This window comes from Nocardia sp. NPDC004168 (assembly GCF_040610355.1).
Taxonomy (GTDB): Bacteria; Actinomycetota; Actinomycetes; order Mycobacteriales; family Mycobacteriaceae; genus Nocardia; species Nocardia sichangensis.
The window spans coordinates 226,935-248,243 of record NZ_JBEXME010000006.1; the positions used below are offsets into that span (position 1 = coordinate 226,935).

A 21,309-nucleotide genomic window follows, 5' to 3' on the forward strand; every position below is an offset into this window, starting at 1 on the left:
CCAGACGCAGCGTGTGCCCGTTCGCCACCAGTTTCGCCGTTTCCGCCGAAATCCAGCCGGTCCAACCGTAACCTCGCTTCCGGAACACCACGCAAGCGCTCCCCGACCACACCCGGAGAGGGCGCTCCACCTATCCGAGCGTGGCGCCTGCGTCTCCAGGTTCAGTTCTCACATCAAATCAGGCAAAAATGTTCAATTGAACTATCTGTCCAACCGGCCGGGCTCGTTACATGGGCTCGCCCGTGCCCAGCACCCACCGACCGGCTCCGCCGGGACCTTCTTTGCGAATCACCGGATCAATCTACCGTCGCCCCCGGCAGCCGACCAACCAATCGTCATAGCCACTGCACATCAAAGCAGGTAGGTAGGTCGTAAGAGGTTTGCCAGGGGGATGTTGCGGTTCTCACATGCGTCACCCCCGCCCCAAACCGGCGCTTTCGCGCCGCGGGAGGCGGCCGCCTATGGCACCCGCCGTCACGACCCGCGCACCCGCGCCGGGTCATAGAGGTGGGATTCCGCGCACGACACCGCCGGCGTGAGCGCGCGGCCAACCAGGATCACCGCGGCCTGCCGCAGTCCGGCGGCCTCGACCTGGTCGGCGATGTCGGCCAGGGTCCCACGCAGGATCAATTGCTCGGGCTGGCTGGCGCGGTAGACGACAGCGACCGGGCAGTCCGGGCCGTACTCGGCGGCCAGTTCGGCGGCCGTCGCGCGGGTGCGAGTGACGGCCAGGTGCAGCGCGAGGGTCGCGCCGGTGGCGGCGAAATTCGCCAGCGCTTCGGACTCGGGCATCGCGGTGGAGCGGGCCTGCGCCCGGGTCAGCACGACCGACTGGACCAGCTCCGGCACGGTCAACTCCGCACCGAGCACCGCCGCCGCGGCGGCATAGGCGGGCACGCCCGGTGTGACATCCCACGGCACCCCGTGCGCGTCCAACCTGCGGGTCTGCTCGGTCAGCGCCGAATACAGCGACGGGTCGCCCGAGCACAGGCGGGCCACGTCCTGTCCGGCCCGGTCCGCGCGCACCAGACGCTCGGTGATCTGGTCGAGGTCCAAGCGCTGGGTATCGACCAGCTCGGCGTCGGGCGCGCAGTACGCCAGCACGCCGGGATCCAGATAGGTCCCCGCGTACAGGCACACCGGCGACGCGCGGAGCAACTCGACCGCGCGCACCGTCAACAAATCGGCCGCGCCCGGCCCGGCCCCGATGAAGTGCACGGTCATGCGCGCGAGTGTATTGACCCCCGCTCAGGCGGTGGCGTCGAAGTGGGCGATCACCTTCTCGGGGCGAAGGCGGACGACGAGTTCGCCGGGGACGCCGTTGCGCTTGCCGAATTCCTCGGCACGGTCGGCGCCCATGTAACGGCCGCCGATCTCGGTGGCGGTGCGCAGCAGTTCGTCCGGGTCTTCCGAGAGCGTCACCGTGCCCCGCAACTGGACCGACGCGTAGGGCGGTTCCTCCAGGTCGACGCACACCGAGACGCGGCCGTCCCGGGCGAACGCCTTGCCCTTCGCGGTGGACTTGCCGGTGTTGAACACCAGTTCGTCGCCGTCGACGATGAACCACACCGGCGTCACCATCGGCCTGCCGTCAGCCGTCACGAACGCCACCTTGCCGGTGCGGGTGCCATGGGTCAGAAACTCGCGCACTTCGGGATCGGAAAGAGAGGCCATCCGCTCACCCTAGGTGGTGACTCCCGACAGCTCGGCTCGGTTGGTTCGATCGGCTCCGTTCGGCTGAGTTCGGTCGCGCGATTCACTCGTTGCGTCGGTATCGACCGCGGTGGAAGGCGATCAGCGCGCACCGTGCCGGACTGCCGACCCACTGGCTGTCTCCGGTGGACTTTCGTCAGCGCTGCCAGTTGGAGTTGGGAGCGGGCTGCTGGGGCCACTGGGCGTTGGGGCCGCCCGCGGCGGGCTGCTGGTACTGGGCGGGGCCCATGCTCTCGGCGTTCGCGCGGGCGAGGAGGTCGGGCACCTGCGGTCCGGCGACCGGTGACGATGCGCCGCACCACGTGCACTCCAGGTGATGCTTGGTGCTGAGCGGGAAGAGCGGAATGAAGAAGAGCGTGAACTTCGTGACGAGCTTGCGCAGCGCGTGCGCGGCGGGATTGCCGCAGCGGCCGCAGATCAAGGTGATCATGGCGAGCGTGTGGATACGCTTCTGCCAGCCCCAGATCAGCATGTGAAACCCCCGAAGATAGAAAATCCGATGTCGGTCACAGTAGTCGATCGGCGGAGCTTCGGCTCCGGTGAAGAGCGGAGCTTCGGCTCCAGTGAAGAACGGCCGTTCCTGCGCGCGTCCGCGTCACAGCATTCCGCGCTCGCGGGCCCGCGCCACCGCGGAGGTTCGCGAGCGCACGCCGAGTTTTCCGTAGATATGCACCAAGTGGGACTTGACGGTGGTCTCGCTGAGGAACAACTGTTTGGCGATCTCGCGGTTGGACCGGCCGTCGGACACCAGCCGCAATACCTCGATCTCGCGCCTGCTCAGCGTGGTGTCGGCGCGGCGCACCCTGGTCATCAACTTGGACGCGACCGCGGGCGAGAGCACGCTGTCGCCCGCCGCGGCCGACCGCACCGCGGAGAGCAATTCGCCGGGCGGTGTGTCCTTGAGGATGTAGCCGCACGCGCCGGCCTCGACCGCGCCGAGGATGTCGGCGTCGGTGTCGTAGTTGGTGACCACGAGGACGTTCGGCGGGCTCGGCAACTCACGCAGCCGCGCGGTCGCCTCGACTCCCGACCGGCCGGACCCGAAACTCAGGTCCATCAGCACGAGGTCGACCGGCGTGGTCGCGCAGAACGCGACGGCGGCCTCCGCGGTGGCCGCCTCGCCGACGACGGTGATGTCGTCGGCGACGTCCAGCAGCGCGCGCAATCCGGCGCGGACGATCGCGTGGTCATCGGCGAGCAGCAGGCGGATCACTCGGAACCCTCCGCGCCGAGGTCGCGCGAGTCCGCGCCTCGGGTGTCCGTTCCGCCCTGGCCGGGTGGACCGGTCTCGGGCCCGCCTTGACTGCCGGACACCGGCCCGACCGGGTCCGAGGCAGTTGATTCCGTCCGGGCCGGTTCCGTGCGCGGCCGATGTGCCATGGCGAGCGGCACCGCGCCGTGTTCGCCCGCTTCGAGTTCGGCGCAACCCGAGACAGTGTCGAGCGGAAAGGACACGGTGACTGCCGTGTGCCCCGGCTCGGACTCGACCGCCATGACTCCGCCCTGCTCGTGTACCCGCGATCGCATGGCGGCCAGCCCGAACGATCCCGACGGGCTGCGCTCGAGTACTTCGGGAGCGATGCCGACACCGTCGTCGACCACGTCGAGATGAATCGCGTCGTCCGCATACGTGAGCGTCACGCGCATCCGGCCCGCACCGGCGTGCCGGATCACGTTCGAGACCGCGCCTTGCGCGATCCGGACCAGCGCGGCCTCGATCGGCATGGGCAGTCGCTCCGGCGGACCCTCCACAACGAACCTGGTATTCAACCCGGGCGCGGCGGCGCGCTGAGTGATCCGCTCCAGCGCCTCGGCCAGTGACTGTCCCTCCAGCGCGGCGGGAGCCAGTTCGGCGATGAGTCGCCTTGTCTCGGCGAGGTTTTCCGCGGCCGCCTCCCTGGCCAGCCGGATCCGTTGCAGCGCGGGGTGATCCGGCGCTTCCCGCTCGGCCGCGTGCAGCAGCAGTTGAATGGAACTCAGCCCCTGCGCGACCGTGTCGTGGATCTCGGCGGCCAGCCGCTCCCGCTCGGCGAGCTTGCCCGCCGTGCGTTCCCGTTCGGCCAGTATCGCTCTCGTGCTGAGCAATTCGTCGATCAGTCGCTGTCGTTCCGCGGCCTCGCGGAACAACGCCTGATAACCGAGCCCGATCCCGACCGCGACGGCGGCTCCGATGACCGGGCCGACCACACCGGCCACCGACCAGCCCCGATGCAGGCCGAAGCCGACTACCGCCACGGCGGTCGCGGCGGCCACGGCGCAGAGATTCCATGGGCGCGGCAGCAGGTGCAGGTACAGGAAGAACAGGCCGAACGCGAGATAACCCGCGTCCGGCGCGAGTACGGCCAGCCCGAGCCACAGGGCCGTCAGCGCACCGAGCCACACCGGAATCGCGCGCCGTTTCCCCGCGAACCCCGCACCCGCGAAATAGGTCACGAGGAAGGCCGCGGCGAGACCGACGGTCGCGGCCGGATGTGCCGCGCCGGGCAGCGCCGCGCGCACGGCGACCACTACCGCCAAACCGGTCATCAGCACGTGCAGGCCGAGCCGCAAGGTGGTGAAAACCGGGGTCAACGGGGACGAGTGCACGGTGTCAGCTTATGTACGGCTATCGCCGGGGCATCCATCGAAAGGTGGAAAACCGCCGCCGACTTTCGCTCATCCGCGCTTCCTCCCCCGGCGCGATGGAAACGGCCCGGCGCGGCGTGAGGGTGGAGACATGTTCGTCGCACTCCGAGACCTCCGCGCCGCCCGCGGCCGGTTCGCACTGATCACACTCGTCGTCACGCTGGTGGCGGTGCTGGTGAGCTTCCTCAGCGGGCTCACGGCCGGGCTCGCGCACCAGAACGTCTCGGCCGTCGAGTCGTTGCCCGGCGATACCGTCGTCTTCGCCGACACCGGCGGCGCTCCCTCGTTCGACGGGTCCATGCTGACCGGAGAGCAGATCGCGACTTGGCGCGCCGCCGCCCGCGGCGTGACACCGGTGGGCATCGCCCGCGGCAAAGCGAACGGTGACGGCTCTGCCCCCGCGCAGGTCGCCCTGTTCGGCACGGACACGGCATTCGGCAACCGCCCGGCGACCGATGCGGGCACGGTGCTGCTCAGTACCGGCGCGGCCGCCGATCTCGGTGCCGCGCCCGGCGGTTCCGTGGTGATCGGCGGACGCGCGTTCGTCGTGTCCGCCGTGCGTGGCGACGACTGGTACAGCCATACGCCCGTGGTCTGGATGACGCTCGCCGACTGGCAGGCGCTCAACCCTCGTTCCGGCGCGGCCACCGTGCTCGCGGTGTCGGGGGCGACCGATCCGGAAGCGGTGAACGCCACCGCGCACACCCGGACCACCGACTTGTCGGGAGCGCGCTCAGCGATCGGCTCCTACCAGGCCGAAAACGGCTCGCTCACCCTGATGACCGCCCTGCTGTTCGCCATCTCCGCGCTGGTGATCGGCGCGTTCTTCACCGTGTGGACGATTCAGCGAATGCCCGACATCGCCACGCTGAAAGCGCTGGGGGCGACTTCGGGGTCGCTCGTCCGCGACGCACTCGTCCAAGCCGCCACCGTGCTCACGGCCGGTATCGCGACCGGCCTCGGGACCACCGTCGCCGCGGCGGCTTTGCTCGGCGACGCGGTGCCGTTCGTGCTGAGCCCGGCCACCACGCTGCTTCCCTCGCTCGCGCTGATCCTGCTCGGCTTGCTCGGCGCGGCGTTCGCCCTGCGCTTCCTGTTCACCGCCGACCCGCTCACCGCGCTCGGCGCGGGCCGCTGAACCGCAGGCCTGCGCACGGCACGATCGCCAACCGCCGCACCCGGATCGCCTCATCAGCGCACCCGAACCGCCCGACCGCCCTCAGCACGGAGTTCCGATGACACCCACCACCACGCTCACCCTCGCGGACGTGACGCTCACCTACCCCGACGGCACCGGCCGGCTCACCGCCCTGGACCGAGTGAACCTGCGGGTCCGCGGCGGCGAGATCGCCGCCATCACCGGCCCGTCCGGCTCCGGCAAGTCCAGCCTGCTGGCCGTGACAGCCACTCTGATCCGCCCGGAATCCGGGCGCGTCCGTCTCGTAACACTCCGGGACACAATCGATCTCGCTGACGTGACCCGTCGCGAAGCCGCCGCACTGCGTCGCTCGTCGATCGGCATCGTCTTCCAACAACCGAACCTGATCCCGGCACTCACCGCCGTCGAGCAACTCGAGGCGATGGCGCATCTCGGGCAGCGGATCATCACGTCACGCCGACACCGCCGAACGACCCGCGACCGCGCACTGGCACTACTGGACTCGGTCGGGCTCGCCGACCAGCGAGACAAGCGCCCCGCGCAACTGTCCGGCGGTCAACGGCAACGAGTGAATATCGCCCGCGCCCTGATGAACGCACCGTCCCTCCTGGTGATCGACGAACCCACCAGCGCACTGGACACCGAACGCGGCGCCGCGGTGATCGACCTGATCCTGTCCGTCGCCCACGAACACGAGGCCGCCACCCTCCTGGTCACCCACGACCGCACCCACCTACACCGCATGAACGCCGTCTACCGCATGGTCGACGGACGCCTCACTCCGGAGACCGCAGCGGCCGCGGCCCCAGTGACGCCATAGGTCGACAGCCGACGGACCGCCCGGGTCGACAACAGAACGCAGTGGTCTCTCGGCGCACCCACCCAAGAGACACAGAAATATTCATCGAACATTCGATGGAACCAATACGCGATGGTCGGCGTCTAAACCCGTACAACCAAGTTTGTGGGGGAGCCGAGACGGTGCGGTCAACGATCCCCATCATGCTGACGGAGGGTCGTCATGATGTTCACTGTTCAAGGTTCGGCGGCGTTGCGCGAGGCGGGTTTTCACCGACCGGCGTCTCAGGCGGTAAGCGAGGCGGCCATATCGAGGCCCGCTGTAGGCGGGGCTTCCAGCCCAAGAAGTGTTCGGATATTCTTTCTCGCCATAGCAACAGCTCTCGCAATGCTGGGATCACTTTTTGTTGCTCCGGCCGCATCGGCCGCTCCGGAGTACTACCAGCAGGGGCCGGCAGGCTCGGTCAACATCACGCTGCGACCGTTCGACCAAGGGCGCATCGCCCTGACGTATGACCTCGTCAATACGCAGGGGGCCACAGGAATGGAGGTCACGCTGACTCCAGTCGGATTGAACTCCAAGTCGACGACATCGTCCTTCGGCGGTAGCAGGGCCTCGAAAACTGTCATATATCCCTACACCACGGGCGAGCAGGTGAGCGTGGGCGTGCACGTCAAGTTCTTGACTTCACATGGAGTTCAGGACAATTCGGCCAATCCGTTTATTGTAAGCTACCCGCGATGACGAACACGGCGATTCCGGTACTGGTGGGCCGGCTGACGGCAGGCCGAACTGCAAGGGTCTCTTGGGCGCTATGGCCAGCCGAGGTTTATCCCGTCGGCTGTCTCTTGCGTATACGCCTAGCGCCTGACGGCGAAAGGCCTGAGTATCAGGACTCCAAGTCCCTGTTCGCCACGATCCAGCCTACGAAAGGGCATGAGCGCGAGTTCATCTCGGTCGAGTCAGGTCACGGTGAGATTCAGCTCAGTTCCGGTCGACTTCCAACGCGAGGTGGCGAGCCGCAAACCAGCGAGCCATGGGAGTACATGTGGACTCTCGAATACTGGTGGCCACGAGAACGATGGGATGACAAGCTGACGCTGACATGGCCCACCTACGACCTACGCCTCGCCTTGCCGGTAGATATCGGCGCGCTGAGGGCAGCTGCGGACTCGGGATACTGGCTGAGCTGACCGAGGACAAGCGGCGTGCACCTGCGGGCGAATGACATTAGTGCTCAGCCCGCGGACTGGGCTATCTTGTCGCCCACAGAGGAAGAGGCTCACGCGCGAGCAGCCACTGTTGTGGTATTCCGCGGACATGATCTCGATTCCCTATTCCCGTGTGGGCTGCCACGATGCCACCGACGATCGCTGCTGTGGTGTCCACATCTCCACCAGCCTCGACACATGCGGTGATGGCGGCCGGATAGTCGGCGAGATAGGTTGCTGCCGCCCACAAGGTGAACGGCACCGTGTCCTGAGCGCTGACCTGGGCGCCGTTGCCGAGTTCGTAAGCCGCTTCGGCTACCGTCTTGCCCAATAGTTTTCGAGCTCGGCGGACACCTGTCGCGGTCAGTCCGTCGACCAGGTATGGCTCGACGGCGGATAGCAACTCCATTGGTGTACAGCCAGTTTCGCGAGTGGCCGCGGCATGGCTCGCCGCGACGGCGATCGCCATGGCGCCGATGATCGCTTCGGGATGCCGATGGGTGACTTCGGCGGACAACGCGGCCTGCGCTGCGGCCCGGTCCGGGTTCCCGGCGAAGTACGCCCCAAGTGGGGCGACCCGCATCGCGGCTCCGTTTCCCCACGAACCACGACCGTCGAACGATGAGCCTGCGGCCTCGGCCCAGGGGCGTCCGTCACGTATCTGGTGCAGCACGACGACTGTGCCGCCACCGTAGCCGCGATAGGGCTCGCAGCGGTCGGCGAATACGGCCGCGAGCGCATCGCGGTCTATGTAGCTGCGGTTGCGGATTTCCGAATAGACCGAGCAGGCCATCTCGGTGTCGTCGGTCCATTGCCACGGGGCCGTCGGCGGGCGCCCGGCGAGAAGGTCGGATAGGGAGCGGTCGGGCACGAAGAACTGGGCGCCCAATGCGTCGCCAACGGATAGACCGTCGAGGCTGTCGAGGGCGATATCAGGAGTCAGGGGCATACGGAAGCAATAGTGCCGACTCTGACCGACTACAGCAAGACGCCCGCTGTGCGACCACTCGGATCCAGTCGATCGATAGACAAACCGGAGCACTGCCGGTGGTAGGCGCGGGACGGTGCGGGTTCGATTACCGCCGGCCGCGAAGACCAGGAGGTAAGGGTTGGCAATTCAATAAGCGTGTGCATATCATCTACTTATGCTTACTAACTCTAGCGAGAACCGTTCCGGCGACCGGCACAGCGGCACGGACGAACAGCCGTTTTCCGACGGAACCGTGCTGATGCCCTGGCAGGCCGGGCCGCTGCACGACAGCCGGGGCCCGGTGTTCGTCAGCGTGACCGACTTTCTGGCCGCCTCCGAAGAGGACGTCCAGGCGATCTACAAGACGGGAATGCGGCTGGGCCGGAACTGGCCGGTGATGCACGGCGCGGTCGGCCTGTGGTTGTGGGCCCGGCCGTCGGAGTCGCGCGGCGGCTCGATCTCGGTGTGGGAAACCGAGCAGGACATGCGGCGGTTCGTGCGCTGGCCGGTGCACGCCGACATCATGCGGAAGTGGCGCGGCCGAGTCGGTCTGGCCACCGACTCCTGGCAGGCCGCGGAATTCGAAGCGGAGGAAGTGTGGGCACGGGCGCGGAACACGATCGAACGGCGCCCGCACCCACAGGCCGGATGATCCAGCGGATCAGGGTGGCAAGACCCTGGCGTCGGCCGGGATCATGCCCAGCTCGCGTATCTTCTCCAGCCGGGTCACCGCACCGTTGACGGCATTCTCGTGCAGACCGGCGTCTCCGAGCGCCGCTCGAAATCGGTCCATATCCACGCCCTCGACCGCGCGGAGCACGTCTCCTTCGAGGCGCTTACCCTTCTGCGCCATGACGAAATCGGAATCGATATTGATCTCCAGCGGTTGGGTCGACAGGGGAAACGATCGACCGTGGTCGATAGCGACCACTTCCAGCTGCCCGTTACGTTCCACGGTGCGGTAGTTGCCGGGATGCCGGTCCATGGCGCCGATGATGTAGTCGAGCACCGCGACCTGCTGTTGCTGCGCTTTCGGATATTCGCCCACCGGCTTGGCAGGCTCGGACTTGACGAACTGCTGGATCATGCCGGGGCCGGACGCTCTGCCGTCGGGTCCGATCACACCGTCCGTCCGAGCCGTCGGAGGCACCCGACCGAAGCCCAGTAGTTCATCGACGCGATATGCCGCGATCTCCCGGCTCGTCAGCGCGCCGGGAGCGTGCACGAAGGGCAATCCCGCGTCGTATTGCTCACCGTGGATCGGTTTGTAGACGTTGAGTTCACCGTCGTCGGAAAGCATCTTCTGCACTGTCGTGGAGCTTCTCAGCGCTTTGTCCCGCATGTCACCGTCGAACCCGACGTCGGTGGTCAGCCGACGCGCGCTCATCGCCGATTCGGTCGCGCTCGGCTGGTAGTCCCACGTTCGCTGCCGAGCCACCTGCGCCGGATGCGGCCGCAGCTGGGTGCGCGCCTCTTGCACCAGGTGCGAGGACCGCTCGTCGACGTCCCGGAACTCGCGAGCGCCGAGGTCCAGCGTGCGGCTGGTGCGCCGGTAGGTGCCCGCCGCGCTCTGGGTGCCCAGATCGAGAGTTCTGGTCAAGCGCCGGGTGATGTTGCGAAGTAGAGGGGTGACAGCGTCTCTCACCGAGAGGGCGGCGGGGCCGCGCCATCCGAACCCGGCGCGAGCAGCGCGGACCAAGGCGTGTGGACGCCGGGCCGCTTCGGCTCGACCGGGGTTTCATCGACGACGCGGTAATAGCTCATCTCCGGCGCGTCGAGCAGCGCACGCAGGAAGGACGGACCTTCGTCCGGCGTTATTCGCCCGGGCGGGTCGAAAACCTTGACACCGCGCTCGTACAACCTTTCGGCGATCGGGCATCCGTCACGATCGGTCACCGTGAGCGTCACGCCACCGCCAGGAACCAACCTGAATTCGGCTACTCGGCGTTCCGGCGAAAAACCGACGTCATAGATCGCGACCAGAGTCGGCGTGCACTCGGCCATGAACCCTCACCTTCACCTGCCACGAACCGCCCGGCAGCGGCCCATGAAGGGCAACCTACTACCGAACGGTCTGTTTCTCGCGGCGAGGGCTCGCGCCCGCGCGGGCCGTGAGATTCGGGTATCAGCGACCGCGCGACGAAGCGAGAGCGGAAGTGCTTTCGATCGACTACGCGCGGCCCGGGAAGCCACGGTGCGGCGCGGAGGGCGGACGCCGAGCGAAACCACGCGGCGGGGCGTGCCGCGATTCGAGAGTGATCAGCGCGCACACCGCCATGATCTCGTCCGCGCGGAATTCCACATGGTCGAGCGCGGGAGTGATCACCGCGAACGCACCGACGCGGCCGACCACGGTGAGCAGCGCAGCGAGCGAAGCGGGTGCGGTCGGGCCCGCGACCAGCGTTCGTGCCAGGTCGAAGCCCGACGCCTTCGCCAGCGCCCGGATTTCCATTTCGTGCCTGCGCGTGCGCTGGCCGGAGATGTCGCGGCGCAGGTACCCGACCACTTTCGGCTTCATGATCACCTCTCGTTCGATGGGAGCGCCCGCCGCCGGGGGCTTTCGCCACCGCTCGCGGCTCACCGCGTCCGGAGTGCCGTGCCCCGCACGGCATCACCCCGGCGGCGCGCGCACCTCGAGCCTCGAAGAACGAAAGGGACACCGCCACGCTGTCAAGCGCACGAGACCAAGTGCGCGATATCTGCGGTTGCCCCTCCTCGCCTGCCCGACCGTGCTTAAAGTCCGCTCAGGACATCGAATTTCGAGTCAGGGGGATCGAAGGTGACGGACAAAGAGATCGACGGCGTATGGGAGTCGCCGCGATTCCGCAAATTGCTCGCCGAAGGACGGCCCGGTCAGGCCCTCGCCCTCGTCCGCAAAGAAATGGGCCTGTCCCAAGCCGATTTCGGAGCACTGCTGCACTGGGACCGCACCCACGCTGGACGAGTCGAGCGCGGAGAAGTAGGAACCATCTTCGACATTCGCGAACTGGTCCGCGCCGCCGACGCGCTGGGCGTGCCGCGCACCGCGTTGCTGCCCCTCTTGCTCGCTACCCCCGATACGGGGACCATCGACAACGGGGCCTGCGAAGGAGTCGATGACGTGGACCGCAGACAATTCGGCCTGGCAGCGACAATGACGGCGGTGGCGGGTGTCTCCATACCGCCGAGCAGGAACGCGGAACCGATTCGGGTCGGCACCGGGCATATCACGTATATCCGCATGCTCACCGAACGACTCTGGGAGCACGACCATCATCGCGGTGGCGGCGCGATATTCCACTACGCGGCAGGGCAATACGCCTCCGTACGGCGGCTACTGGACTCGAGGTCCTACGGCCACCGCATAGGTGCCGAATTGGTCAGTGCGACGGGATGGCTGTCGAATACCGTTGCATGGTTGGCTCGCGACAGTAATCGCCCCGGCACGGCCCGGCGGCACCTCACGGAATCGGTCTTGCTCGCCGAACAGTGCGGTGACAATGCCTTATTGGCCGCCGCCCTCGGCGATCTCGCGAATCTCGCCGCGTCCTCGCCCGCTTCATTCGCCGAGCCCGTGCGCCTCGCACGACGTTCGACAGAACTCGTCAGAGGCATCCCGTCGGCTCGTATGAACGCACTGAAGGCCGCCGAGGAGGCAGCGGCCTACGCGGCCGTCGGCGACGAGCAGGAGTTCAGCCGCGCGATGGTGCGAGTCTGGCGCGAAGCCGATCGCGGGCTCGACAGCCCGGACGACCCGGCATGGCTGGAGCACGTCACCGAGGCCGAACTGCGCGCCCACGAGGCGCGAGGACTCGGCATGCTCGGACACCACAGCCGGGCGGTGCAGCTGTACCGCGAGAGCGTCGGCCATGAGAGCTGTTTCCCCCGCGACGAAGCCTCGTACCGCGCCTACTACGCCGCAGCCCTCGCGGGCCTCGGCGACACCACCTCCGCCATCACCGAAGCACACACCGCCCTCACCCTCCTCGAAGGCCCCGTCAACTCCCCACGCCTCCTGGCCGAACTACGCCCCGTCCGCGCCGCCGCGACCCGCACCCAGGGCGAGGACGCCGAACACCTCCGCCACCGCTTCGACACACTCGCCCGCACGGCGTGACCTGGCTCGACAAGACATGTAACTGCGCAGCGTAGCCGCCGAGACCAAATGCGTCAGATCGGCGGTTGTCCCTTCAAACCTGCACGATTGTGCTCAAAGACGGCTCATGACACCGGGTTCGGGTCAGGAGGCCGAAGTGGCGGATAGTTCAGTGTTGCACCAGAATAATAATCCGTAGCTTTCTTGCAATGTTTCTCCGAAATGTAGCATACTGTGCCAGTCGGCATGCATTCCGAGACAACCGCAGGGAGGTGCGCAGGATGCCAAGGCAGGACCCCCGCTCCGCCGACACACCGTTGCGGCGCCATCTCGACGGCACCGCGACGTCGCGTCCGACCGCTCTCGACGCCTTCCGCGAAGCCCGCAAAACCTTCCTCGCCGGCGACCGTGTGGACATGCAAGCGCTGGCCAAGGAGCTCGCCGTTGACCGCGCCACCCTGTATCGCTGGGTCGGCTCCCGCGACCAATTGCTCACCGAGATCCTCTGGTCACTGATCGAACCGACCCTCACCCGCTCGCGGAAGACCCACTGCCACTCCGGACCTCCCGCCGCGCCCGGTCAGTCCCCCGCCGCAGCCGTCATGAACGAGGCCATGCGCGCCGTCAACACGAATCCGGGCATGCAGCGCTTCATCGATCGCGAGGGCGAACTGGCCCTGCGCCTGCTGACAACCAAGGCGTCCGGTTTCGAGGCTCGACTGATCGAGCTGATCGCCGAGATCGTCCGCGAGGAGACCGCCGCCGGTCGCCTGCAGTCGTCGATTCCTTCCGAAGATCTGCCGTACGTACTGGTCCGCGTCATGGAGTCCTATACCTACCTCGGGCTCATCACCGGCCAGCAGCCCGACCATGATCGTTCCGCCAGGGTTGTCAACGCACTCCTACCCTGCGAGAAGACCAGCGGTCCGGATGCGGAGTAGGCTACCGGAAGCTGCGTGACGACAGGTGTACACCTCTTCAGCGGAATCCCCGCTTCCCCGCGAACCCGACGTTCACATCAGGTTTACCGGACCTGCCGGCGTATTCGACTACGTAGCTTGTCGAACAGCAGTCCGAAACCTGTTGCGAAAGTGGCCCGAGAGTCACTGTCCGGAAGTATCGGCATTCGAAGTCGGCGATCAAAGCATTGAATATGATCGGCTGCCTTGTGAACGACTGTGGCTACTTCCCTGACTCATTCCTGTCGCGCCTACTACGCCGCCCCGGTACCACGAGGAGCTGACCAGGCTGCCGCGGCATAGGGAGCCGCACTGACAGTTCACTCAGCGCGTCGCAGCTTCTACCGCTGTCGCGTGCGTCCTCGGCTAATTGCCGTATTGCTTGGTTTCCGGCCGTTCGATCATGATCGCGTGAGCTGGTTCCTCGGCCACCGGTCGGTGTTCGACTCCGCGAGGAACCACGAAGATCTCGCCGGGACCAAGTGTTACCGCCGCATGGTCCTGCATTTCGATGCGGAAGGTGCCGTTCCAGCAGAGGAACAGCTCGTCTTCGTCGTGGTGATGCCAGGGGAATGCGCCGTGCAGGCGAGCGATGCGCACCACGGCGTCGTTGGCGGTGGCCAGGTCGCGCGGCTGCCAAGGACCGCTCAGGTCGTCGACGACATCGGTAATGGAGATCTTGCTCATGGGTTCATCGTCGCCGTGGCGAGGTCGGGACCCTAGAGCCAATCAGGCAGAATTGGTTTGCATATGGAGCCAATGGAACTTGCTGATCGGCTCGGTCGCTGGTCGACCGACCGAGGTCCGCTCTATGTCCTGCTGGCGCGGCGACTGCGGGCGTTGATCGATGACGGTGAGCTGCGGTCGGGCATGCGGCTGCCGCCCGAGCGCAAACTGGCGAAGGCTCTCGCGGTCGGGCGCAGTACGGTGGTAGCGGCATACGATCTGCTCGGCGCGGATGGTCGCGTGGTGCGCCGACAGGGCAGTGGCACCCGGGTCGCGGGACCCGAGACGGTCCCGGCTCGCGAGACCACCCATTCCCCGGCCTTTTTGCAACTGCTCGAGCCGAGCGCCGATGTCATCGCGCTCGCTTGTGCCGCTCCGGGGAAACCGCCGCCCGAGTTGGCCCAGGCATATCGGCGCATCGCGCCCGAGCTCGCCGCGGTCGAGGGCGACATCGGGTACCACCCAACCGGACATCCGCTGTTGCGCAGGGCGATTGCCGACCGATATCGAGCGCGTGGCGTGCCGACCGATCCGGAGCAGATTCTCGTCACCGGCGGCGGACAACACGCGCTGTCGCTACTCGCCCGCGCACTGCTCCGGCCCGGTGACCACGTCCTGGTCGAGGCGCCGACGTACCCGGGCGCGCTCGAGGCGTTTCGCGAGGCCGCGACGGTACTGCGGACAGGCCCGGTCGGCTTGGGCACGGTAACCTCGGCGGCGCTCGCGTATGTCGTTGCGACATGCCACAACCCCACAGGGACGGTGCTTCCCGCGTCGGGACGGCGGGCCCTGGTCGAGTCGGCGAGAAGGGCCGCGGTGCCTTTGGTCGATGACGAGGTGCTGGCCGATCTCGGATTCCCTGGCACCGATCCGCCACCACCGCCGTTGGCCCACTATGACGAATCGGTGATATCCATCGGTTCGCTCAGCAAGGTCGTCTGGGGCGGGTTGCGTGTCGGTTGGGTGCGGGCACCGGTCCCGGTGATCGCCCGGTTGTCTCGGCTGCGCGCGGTGCACGATCTCGGCGGCAACATCCCAGCACAGTTAGCCGCCACCTGGCTGCTCCGCGATCTCGACCGATTGCGGGAACGAATCTCGCAGCAGCGCAGAGAAGGTCACGACCTGCTGGTGGCCGAACTGGCCGCGCGTCTGCCGAAATGGGACATCCCCACGGTGTCCGGTGGCCAGACGCTGTGGATCCGACTGCCCCATGGGGATGGCGCCTCCTTCGCTCAGCGCGCACTGCGACACGGGGTCGCGATCTTGCCCGGCGCCGGGCTGGATGCCTCCGGCGGCAGCATCGACCGCATACGGATCAGTTTCGTCGCCGAACCCCACGACCTGCGCGAAGCCGCACGCCGATTGGCCGAGGCATGGCGGACCTACGAACCACCTGACCAGCCCGTCGCGGTGTCACCCCCGCTTGCTATTTGAACGGACTTCCGTTCCGGCTGCGCTGCACCGTCCGAGTGGCGCGAACGCGTGCCGACCCGCACGCACGGCGTAAGCGGCCGACCCGCACTCACTCGTTCCGCATACGTCGACCGGAGCGGTTTTCCGGCCGCGCGGTCGAGTGGGTAGGTCGCGGGCGGCGAACGTCGTGGCCCGACGGGCCGCCGCCCGGTTGCCGACGCGGACCCCGGCCGCGGCCCAGCCGACGACCTCGCGACGGGGTCGTCCGCGACTCGCCGATGTCCACCGCGTCCGCCGAAAAGGGAAGCATGTCGCTCGGCCATCGCGCCGCAGGTGGGGCGGCCACCGTGGCCCTTGCCGGTCGAGGCATGAGGGTCGCGGCGAGTGTGGCGCCCGAGGCGAACAGGGCCGAGCAGATCCACATGGCCGCGCGGTAGCCCGCGCCGAACGCGACGCCATCGGTGAGCGGCGTACGGGAGATGCCGACCAGGCCGGGGATCGCGGCGATGGCGAGTAACTGGGCGATGCGGGCGATCGCGTTGTTGACCCCGGAGGCGATGCCCGCCTCCTCGGTCGGCACCGACGCGAACACGGATTCGGTCAACGGAGCCACGAACATCGCCATGCCCGCGCCGAGCAGGAGGACACCGGGCAGCACCGCGGTGGCATACGAACCGTCCGCGCCGATCCCGGCCAGCGACATCGATCCGGCGGCGGACAACAGGAGCCCGATGGTCATCGGCAGGCGCGCGCCGTGCCGCTGCGTCCACCGCCCGATCCAGCCCGACGACAGCAGCATGATCGCGGTGATCGGGATCATCGCGGTTCCGGCGACGAGAGGCGAATACCCGGCGACGATCTGCAACTGGAGCAGCAGCAGGAACAGCACACATCCCAGAGCGGCGTACACCGGCAACGTCACCAGATTGACCGCGGTGAATTGCCGCGATCGGAACAGCGCGGGCGGCACCAGCGGGTTGCGAACGCGGGTCTGCACGATCACGAAGACGGCCACCAACACCGCACCAACGGCCTGGATCCCCACCTTCCCCGCGATGAAGCCGTAGGTCAGCACCACCAGGCCGGTGACAATCACCGCCGTACCGAGCAGATCCGGCCGTGGCGGCGCGTACGGATCTCGGGACTCCGGGACGCGACGCATCGACACGACGGCCACGGCCACGGCCACGGCCAACGGGACATTGATCAGGAACACCGAGCGCCATCCGGCCAGTTCCACCAGCCAGCCGCCGACGATCGGCCCCACCGCACCCGCCACGCCCCCGAGACCGGACCACATGCCGATCGCCGCGCCTTGATCACGCGGATCCAGCGACGCCGCGATCAGCGCGAGACTGCCGGGCGTGATCAGCGCACCCGCGACCCCCTGCACCACCCGCGCCGCCACCAGCGTCGCGACGTCCGGCGCGACTCCGCACCACGCCGAGGACAGCGCGAAGACCACACTGCCCCAGACGAATACCGCGCGACGGCCGTACCTGTCACCCAACGCCCCGCCCACCAGGATCAGCGACGCCAAGGCGAGGGTGTAGCCGCTCACCACCCATTGGAGATCCACCATGTCGGCGTCGAGGTCCGCCCCGATCCGCGGCACGACGAGATTGACCACGGTGGTGTCGAGGGAGACCAGCGCCGAGCCGAGCACGGCGGCGGCCATGATCCACCGGCCCGTGCCGGACCGCAGCCGGGGACGTTCGGCGAACGTCGCCCCGCCCGCCGTGATGACGTCGCTCATCTGCCCGCGAGCACCACGGCGAAGCGCTCGGCGGGATCGGTCCAGGATCGCTGCGCCGGGAGCCCGGCAGCGGCCAGCTCGGCGTGGAAGTCCGCCAGCCGGAACTTCGCCGAGATCTCGGTGCGCATCTGCTCACCGGCGGCGAACTCGAGCATCAGATCTAGGTCCGCGACGGTCACCGTCATGTCGGCGGTGGCCTCCAACCGCATCTCGATCCACCGGTTGCCGGGATCCCACACGGCGACGTGCGCGAACCGCGAGGGGTCGAAGTTCGCGCCGAGCCGGTTGTTCAGCACGTGCAGGATGTTCCGGTTGAACTCGGCGGTCACGCCCGCGGCGTCGTCGTAGGCGGGCACCATGACGGCCGGATCGGTCACCAGGCCCACGCCCAGCAGCAACTGTTCCCCCGGCTCGAGCACGTTGTGCAGGCGCCCGAAGAACTCGGCCCGCTCCGCCGGGACGAGGTTGCCCAGCGTGCCGCCGAGCAGCGCGACGATTCTCCGCCCACGGCGTGGCAGCCAGTCGAGCCCGTTGGTGAAATCACTGACCAGGCCGTGGACCTCGATCCGGGGGAACTCCGCGTTGATCCACCCGACCGCGTCCCGCAGAGCGGACTCGGAGACGTCCAAGGGCACATACGAGCGCAACGAGCCGTGTGCACTGAACGAACGCAGCAGCAGACCGGTCTTCTCAGAGGATCCCGAACCGAGTTCGATCAGCTCCGTCGCGTCGGAGGCCCCGACCGCGATCTCCTGAGCGCAAGCGTGCAGCAGCGCGCGCTCGGTGCGGGTCGGATAGTACTCGGGCAGGTCGGTGATCGCCTCGAACAGCTTGCTGCCACGGGCGTCGTAGAACCACTTGGGCGGCAGCCATTTCCGCGGTCCGGACAGTCCGGTCATGACATCCGTGCGCAGTGCTTCGGCCAGATCCGCCTCGGTGATCCGGATGTCGATCGTCGCTTCCATCGGGATGGTTCCTTCCAATGCCAGTACCGGGGTTTCGCGTCCGGCTTCACGACGCCGGAGCGAGCGCGTACCTGTCGCGGGTCGATTCGGCCCAAGCGACGACGAGGGGGGACAGCAGCCCGGCGGCCAGCAGGACGAATCCCGTGATGTACCAGCCGACGACGCCGACATCGACGCACAACCAAGCGAGCAGCGCCGGGCCGACGGTGTCGGCCATTCGTAAGCCGATGCTGAAAACACCCAGGTACGCGCCGATTTCCTGCGGCGGGGCGAGCAGGTTCGACGCTTCGAAGCCGCCCGCCGTCTGCCACAGCTCCCCCACGCTCAGGATCGCGCCGCCCGCGACCAGGATGAGCACCGCGATCCATCCCCCGTGGCCGCGCGCGGACGCGAACAGGACGCAGGCGATCAGGAACGCCCAGCCGCAGCGCCGCAGCGCCGCGCCCGCCGCTGGGACGTCGAGGACGCGCCTGCTGGCGCGGACCTGGAACAACACGACGATGGCGATGTTGAGCATGTCGAGCGTGGCGATCGACCAGCGCGGCGCCGTGGTCGCGCCGATGATCCACAAGGGAATGGCGACCGACTGGACGCGGTACTGCAGCGACAGCACACCGTCGAGCGCCGTCAATGCCAGATACGGCCGGTCGCGTAATGCCGCCCACCGGCTGCGGCCGCCGGGCGACTCGGCATCGACGGGTCGCAGCGCGGGCAGTCGGCCGACCAGCAGCGCCGCCAGGGCGAGAAATATCGCTCCGACGACGATCGCCGCGCGGTAGAGCAGGGCGGAGTCGAATTGCACCGCCAGCGCGGACATCCCGATGCCGACGGCGATGCCGACGTTGAGCACCGACCGCGTGTACGCCCGGAACTCGTTGGCCCGGTCGGTGCCGATCTTGGTGATGATCGCCGTGGTCAGCAATTGCACGCAGGCCTGCCCCGCGGCCGCCGCGGGAACGACGAGCAAATACATCGCGAATCCGTCGACCGCGAGAAATCCGAGCGTGGCGAGAGCGGCGACGATCAGACTGCGACGCAATACCAGCAGCGGATCATGCCGATCCGAGAGTTTGCCGACGAGTACTCCGCCGACAACGCAGGCGGCGCCGGCGATGCTGAGCCCCACACCGACGCGTATCGGCGAAATGCGCACGATCCTGGTGAAATACAGGACCACGGTGGACAAATAGATTCCGCTGGAGACAGCGGACGCCGCGGTGATCAGGGTCAGCATGCGCTGCGGACCCGGCGGCGGCAGAGCTACGGAGAGCCGAGACACGAGAGAAGTCCGAGCAGATCAGGCGACCGCCACCGCGACAGGTGAATCGAGCGCCGTGCACATCATTCGGAACCCGGCTACGGTGCGCCGCACCGATTCCAGTACTTCCGCGGTCGACTTTCCGCGGATGCGGAATGCCGCACCGATATCGGCATAGCCGAACGTTTCGGTGATCACCGACCCCACCTGCGGAATCGAGCAGTGGTACGGGGCGTAGGCCTCCGGGACCGCCCAGTGCACGTCCACCACCCGGCACGGCGGCGTCACCGGCGGGTGGATGAGCAGTTCGGCGACCACCTCGCCGTCGGTGAGCGGCGCCGTGGCGGGCGTCCGGCCGAGCTGGATGTCGACCGCCGCGCCGAGCAGGTCGTACCGGTGCACCTCGCGCCACATGTGGGTGGTTTGCCCGCCGCACGCGCGCGCCGCGACCTCCAGAAACTGGACGCGGGGAGAATCGCCGTCTCCGCCGACGAAGAATTCCAGATGGAATACGGTCGGGACACCAGGGCTGAGTGCGGAAAGAACCGATTCGGCGAACTCGGTCAATGTACCGGTCAATGCGGGATCGTCGACCTCGATATAGCCCAGGCTTTCCGCTTCGTTGGCGAAATCGAGGCATGTTCCGAGATATTTCGAAGCGCGCCACGGCCCGAGTTGGGAACCCGTCCACACGCCGTCGATGGCGCCGACTTCGTCCGGGCAGAATTCTTGGACCAGAAATGGTTCGGACGCGAGGTCCGGCAATGCGGCGAGATCCGCTTCCGAATTCAGCTTGACCACATCGCGGCTGCCGGCGCCGAATCTGGGCTTGACGATGATCGGGAAACCGGACTCCGCGGCGAATTCGGCGACCGAGGACAGGTCGGGTGCGGCGCGGAATGCGGGAACGGAGACGTTCCGCGCGGCGACCGCCTGGGCCATCGTCAGCTTGTCGCGGAACCGGGTGACGTATTCCGCCCGGTCACCGGGGATGCCGAATTCCGCGCGCAGTTCCGCCGCCGGGAGTAGGTCGAACTCGTGCAGTGCGACAATGCGTTCCGGCGTGCCGAACCGTGCCGCGAGATCGCGCACGGCACCGTGCACCGGAGTCGCGCCGTCGAGAACCGTGACCGCCGCCGCCTGCTCGGGTATGCCGTCGGGCAAGCCGCTCGCGCAAACATAGGTGACAAGATTGCGAACGTGATCGATACGCTCGGTATACGGAACATCGACACCACGTACGCGGTGGATCACGGTCACGTGTGGTAGCACAGATTCCTCCGTTTGAAGTCGGCTCACTGAACTCAAATAAGGCGCCGGAGACGAAGACAGAGTTACGACTCCGCCAACGCCCGGCAGCGCGGCGGAGAAACATCTGGTCAGGAGAATGATTGTGCGTTCACGTAGCCCGTGATCTATGCCTCATACTGCTGAGTATGCACCTTCCCAACACTGGCAATTCTTCCCCGAAATGAGAAATGCCCGCGTATCTGACCACGTTGTACGCTGGCCTGTTCACCTCACCGGCGTCGCTGGCGGCGACAGCTGGAAAACATCTGTTCAGCGATTGCTGTGAGTTTTCTTTGAGATAGCTGTGCGCTGTCCAGATGGTCGGAAACCAGTAATTTGGATCACAGTGCCGCCAGGCCGGACACCTCGCCCCGCTGAGCCACCGAAGCC

At 67.3% G+C, this 21,309-nt stretch carries 20 protein-coding genes and 1 pseudogene; 7 read left to right on the forward strand and 14 right to left on the reverse strand.

What is annotated here, in order from left to right; translation table 11 throughout:
• Positions 1–474: 474 nt before the first annotated feature.
• The 5 genes and pseudogenes from cobM to ABZW96_RS14860 form a co-directional block, all read right to left on the reverse strand.
• The gene (cobM, locus tag ABZW96_RS14840) at positions 475–1,224 is read right to left on the reverse strand and encodes a precorrin-4 C(11)-methyltransferase (RefSeq protein WP_355074762.1); all 750 of its coding nucleotides are present in this window, start codon (positions 1,222–1,224) and stop codon (positions 475–477) included.
• Between the two features lie 24 nt (positions 1,225–1,248).
• Positions 1,249–1,674, reverse strand: a complete 426-nt coding sequence (locus ABZW96_RS14845; RefSeq protein WP_355074764.1) for a PPOX class F420-dependent oxidoreductase — start codon at positions 1,672–1,674, stop codon at positions 1,249–1,251.
• Positions 1,675–1,849: 175 nt separating this feature from the next.
• Complete coding sequence (locus ABZW96_RS14850) at positions 1,850–2,185, reverse strand: hypothetical protein (protein ID WP_355074766.1); 336 nt, start codon at positions 2,183–2,185, stop codon at positions 1,850–1,852.
• A gap of 123 nt (positions 2,186–2,308) precedes the next feature.
• Complete coding sequence (locus ABZW96_RS14855; protein ID WP_355074768.1) at positions 2,309–2,926, reverse strand: response regulator transcription factor; 618 nt, start codon at positions 2,924–2,926, stop codon at positions 2,309–2,311.
• Positions 2,927–3,150: 224 nt separating this feature from the next.
• Positions 3,151–4,299, reverse strand: a pseudogene (locus ABZW96_RS14860) (sensor histidine kinase); the annotation flags it as partial.
• Between the two features lie 130 nt (positions 4,300–4,429).
• Between ABZW96_RS14860 and ABZW96_RS14865 the strand changes: the two are divergent.
• The 3 genes from ABZW96_RS14865 to ABZW96_RS14875 all read left to right on the forward strand — a co-directional run bounded on the left by ABZW96_RS14865 (position 4,430) and on the right by ABZW96_RS14875 (position 7,040).
• On the forward strand, positions 4,430–5,476 hold the full coding sequence (locus tag ABZW96_RS14865; protein ID WP_355074770.1) for an ABC transporter permease: 1,047 nt from the start codon (positions 4,430–4,432) through the stop codon (positions 5,474–5,476).
• A 97-nt stretch (positions 5,477–5,573) separates the two neighbouring features.
• Positions 5,574–6,317 carry an ATP-binding cassette domain-containing protein gene (locus ABZW96_RS14870; protein WP_355074772.1) on the forward strand — a complete coding sequence of 248 codons (744 nt, stop codon included), beginning with the start codon at positions 5,574–5,576 and terminating at the stop codon, positions 6,315–6,317.
• A gap of 201 nt (positions 6,318–6,518) precedes the next feature.
• Complete coding sequence (locus ABZW96_RS14875) at positions 6,519–7,040, forward strand: hypothetical protein (RefSeq protein ID WP_355074774.1); 522 nt, start codon at positions 6,519–6,521, stop codon at positions 7,038–7,040.
• Positions 7,041–7,550: 510 nt separating this feature from the next.
• Here the strand turns inward: ABZW96_RS14875 and ABZW96_RS14880 are convergent.
• Positions 7,551–8,549 (reverse strand): ADP-ribosylglycohydrolase family protein, encoded by a 999-nt coding sequence (locus ABZW96_RS14880; RefSeq protein WP_355074775.1) that lies wholly within the window; start codon positions 8,547–8,549, stop codon positions 7,551–7,553.
• Between the two features lie 103 nt (positions 8,550–8,652).
• Here ABZW96_RS14880 and ABZW96_RS14885 point away from each other — a divergent pair, with 103 nt between their 5' ends.
• On the forward strand, positions 8,653–9,129 hold the full coding sequence (locus ABZW96_RS14885; protein ID WP_355074777.1) for a hypothetical protein: 477 nt from the start codon (positions 8,653–8,655) through the stop codon (positions 9,127–9,129).
• A gap of 9 nt (positions 9,130–9,138) precedes the next feature.
• On the opposite strand, the gene ABZW96_RS14890 is transcribed toward ABZW96_RS14885, so the two are convergent.
• The 3 genes from ABZW96_RS14890 to ABZW96_RS14900 all read right to left on the reverse strand — a co-directional run bounded on the left by ABZW96_RS14890 (position 9,139) and on the right by ABZW96_RS14900 (position 10,995).
• Positions 9,139–10,077 carry a hypothetical protein gene (locus ABZW96_RS14890; RefSeq protein ID WP_355074779.1) on the reverse strand — a complete coding sequence of 313 codons (939 nt, stop codon included), beginning with the start codon at positions 10,075–10,077 and terminating at the stop codon, positions 9,139–9,141.
• 41 nt (positions 10,078–10,118) lie between these two features.
• On the reverse strand, positions 10,119–10,481 hold the full coding sequence (locus ABZW96_RS14895) for a hypothetical protein (RefSeq protein ID WP_355074781.1): 363 nt from the start codon (positions 10,479–10,481) through the stop codon (positions 10,119–10,121).
• 166 nt (positions 10,482–10,647) lie between these two features.
• A complete protein-coding gene (locus tag ABZW96_RS14900) occupies positions 10,648–10,995 on the reverse strand; it encodes a hypothetical protein (RefSeq protein WP_355074783.1) in 348 nt (115 codons plus the stop codon).
• A 261-nt stretch (positions 10,996–11,256) separates the two neighbouring features.
• Between ABZW96_RS14900 and ABZW96_RS14905 the strand changes: the two genes are divergently transcribed.
• Both ABZW96_RS14905 and ABZW96_RS14910 read left to right on the forward strand, forming a co-directional pair.
• Positions 11,257–12,573: a helix-turn-helix transcriptional regulator gene (locus tag ABZW96_RS14905; protein WP_355074785.1), complete on the forward strand. Its 1,317-nt coding sequence runs from the start codon at positions 11,257–11,259 to the stop codon at positions 12,571–12,573.
• A gap of 260 nt (positions 12,574–12,833) precedes the next feature.
• A complete protein-coding gene (locus ABZW96_RS14910; RefSeq protein WP_355074787.1) occupies positions 12,834–13,493 on the forward strand; it encodes a QsdR family transcriptional regulator in 660 nt (219 codons plus the stop codon).
• Between the two features lie 384 nt (positions 13,494–13,877).
• Here the strand turns inward: ABZW96_RS14910 and ABZW96_RS14915 are convergent, their stop codons facing one another.
• The gene (locus ABZW96_RS14915; protein WP_355074789.1) at positions 13,878–14,198 is read right to left on the reverse strand and encodes a cupin domain-containing protein; all 321 of its coding nucleotides are present in this window, start codon (positions 14,196–14,198) and stop codon (positions 13,878–13,880) included.
• 72 nt (positions 14,199–14,270) lie between these two features.
• Here ABZW96_RS14915 and ABZW96_RS14920 point away from each other — a divergent pair, with 72 nt between their 5' ends.
• Positions 14,271–15,671 carry a PLP-dependent aminotransferase family protein gene (locus ABZW96_RS14920; RefSeq protein ID WP_355074791.1) on the forward strand — a complete coding sequence of 467 codons (1,401 nt, stop codon included), beginning with the start codon at positions 14,271–14,273 and terminating at the stop codon, positions 15,669–15,671.
• Positions 15,672–15,759: 88 nt separating this feature from the next.
• Here the strand turns inward: ABZW96_RS14920 and ABZW96_RS14925 are convergent, their stop codons facing one another.
• The 4 genes from ABZW96_RS14925 to ABZW96_RS14940 are packed head-to-tail and all read right to left on the reverse strand — an operon-like array spanning position 15,760 to position 20,889.
• On the reverse strand, positions 15,760–17,406 hold the full coding sequence (locus ABZW96_RS14925; RefSeq protein ID WP_355074793.1) for an MFS transporter: 1,647 nt from the start codon (positions 17,404–17,406) through the stop codon (positions 15,760–15,762).
• A complete protein-coding gene (gene egtD, locus ABZW96_RS14930; RefSeq protein ID WP_355074795.1) occupies positions 17,403–18,371 on the reverse strand; it encodes an L-histidine N(alpha)-methyltransferase in 969 nt (322 codons plus the stop codon). Before egtD ends, ABZW96_RS14925 begins: the two co-directional genes overlap by 4 nt.
• A gap of 46 nt (positions 18,372–18,417) precedes the next feature.
• Positions 18,418–19,650: an MFS transporter gene (locus ABZW96_RS14935; RefSeq protein WP_355074797.1), complete on the reverse strand. Its 1,233-nt coding sequence runs from the start codon at positions 19,648–19,650 to the stop codon at positions 18,418–18,420.
• 18 nt (positions 19,651–19,668) lie between these two features.
• Positions 19,669–20,889, reverse strand: coding sequence for a hypothetical protein (locus ABZW96_RS14940; RefSeq protein ID WP_355074799.1), 1,221 nt, complete (start codon positions 20,887–20,889; stop codon positions 19,669–19,671).
• Between the last annotated feature and the right edge of the window lie 420 nt (positions 20,890–21,309).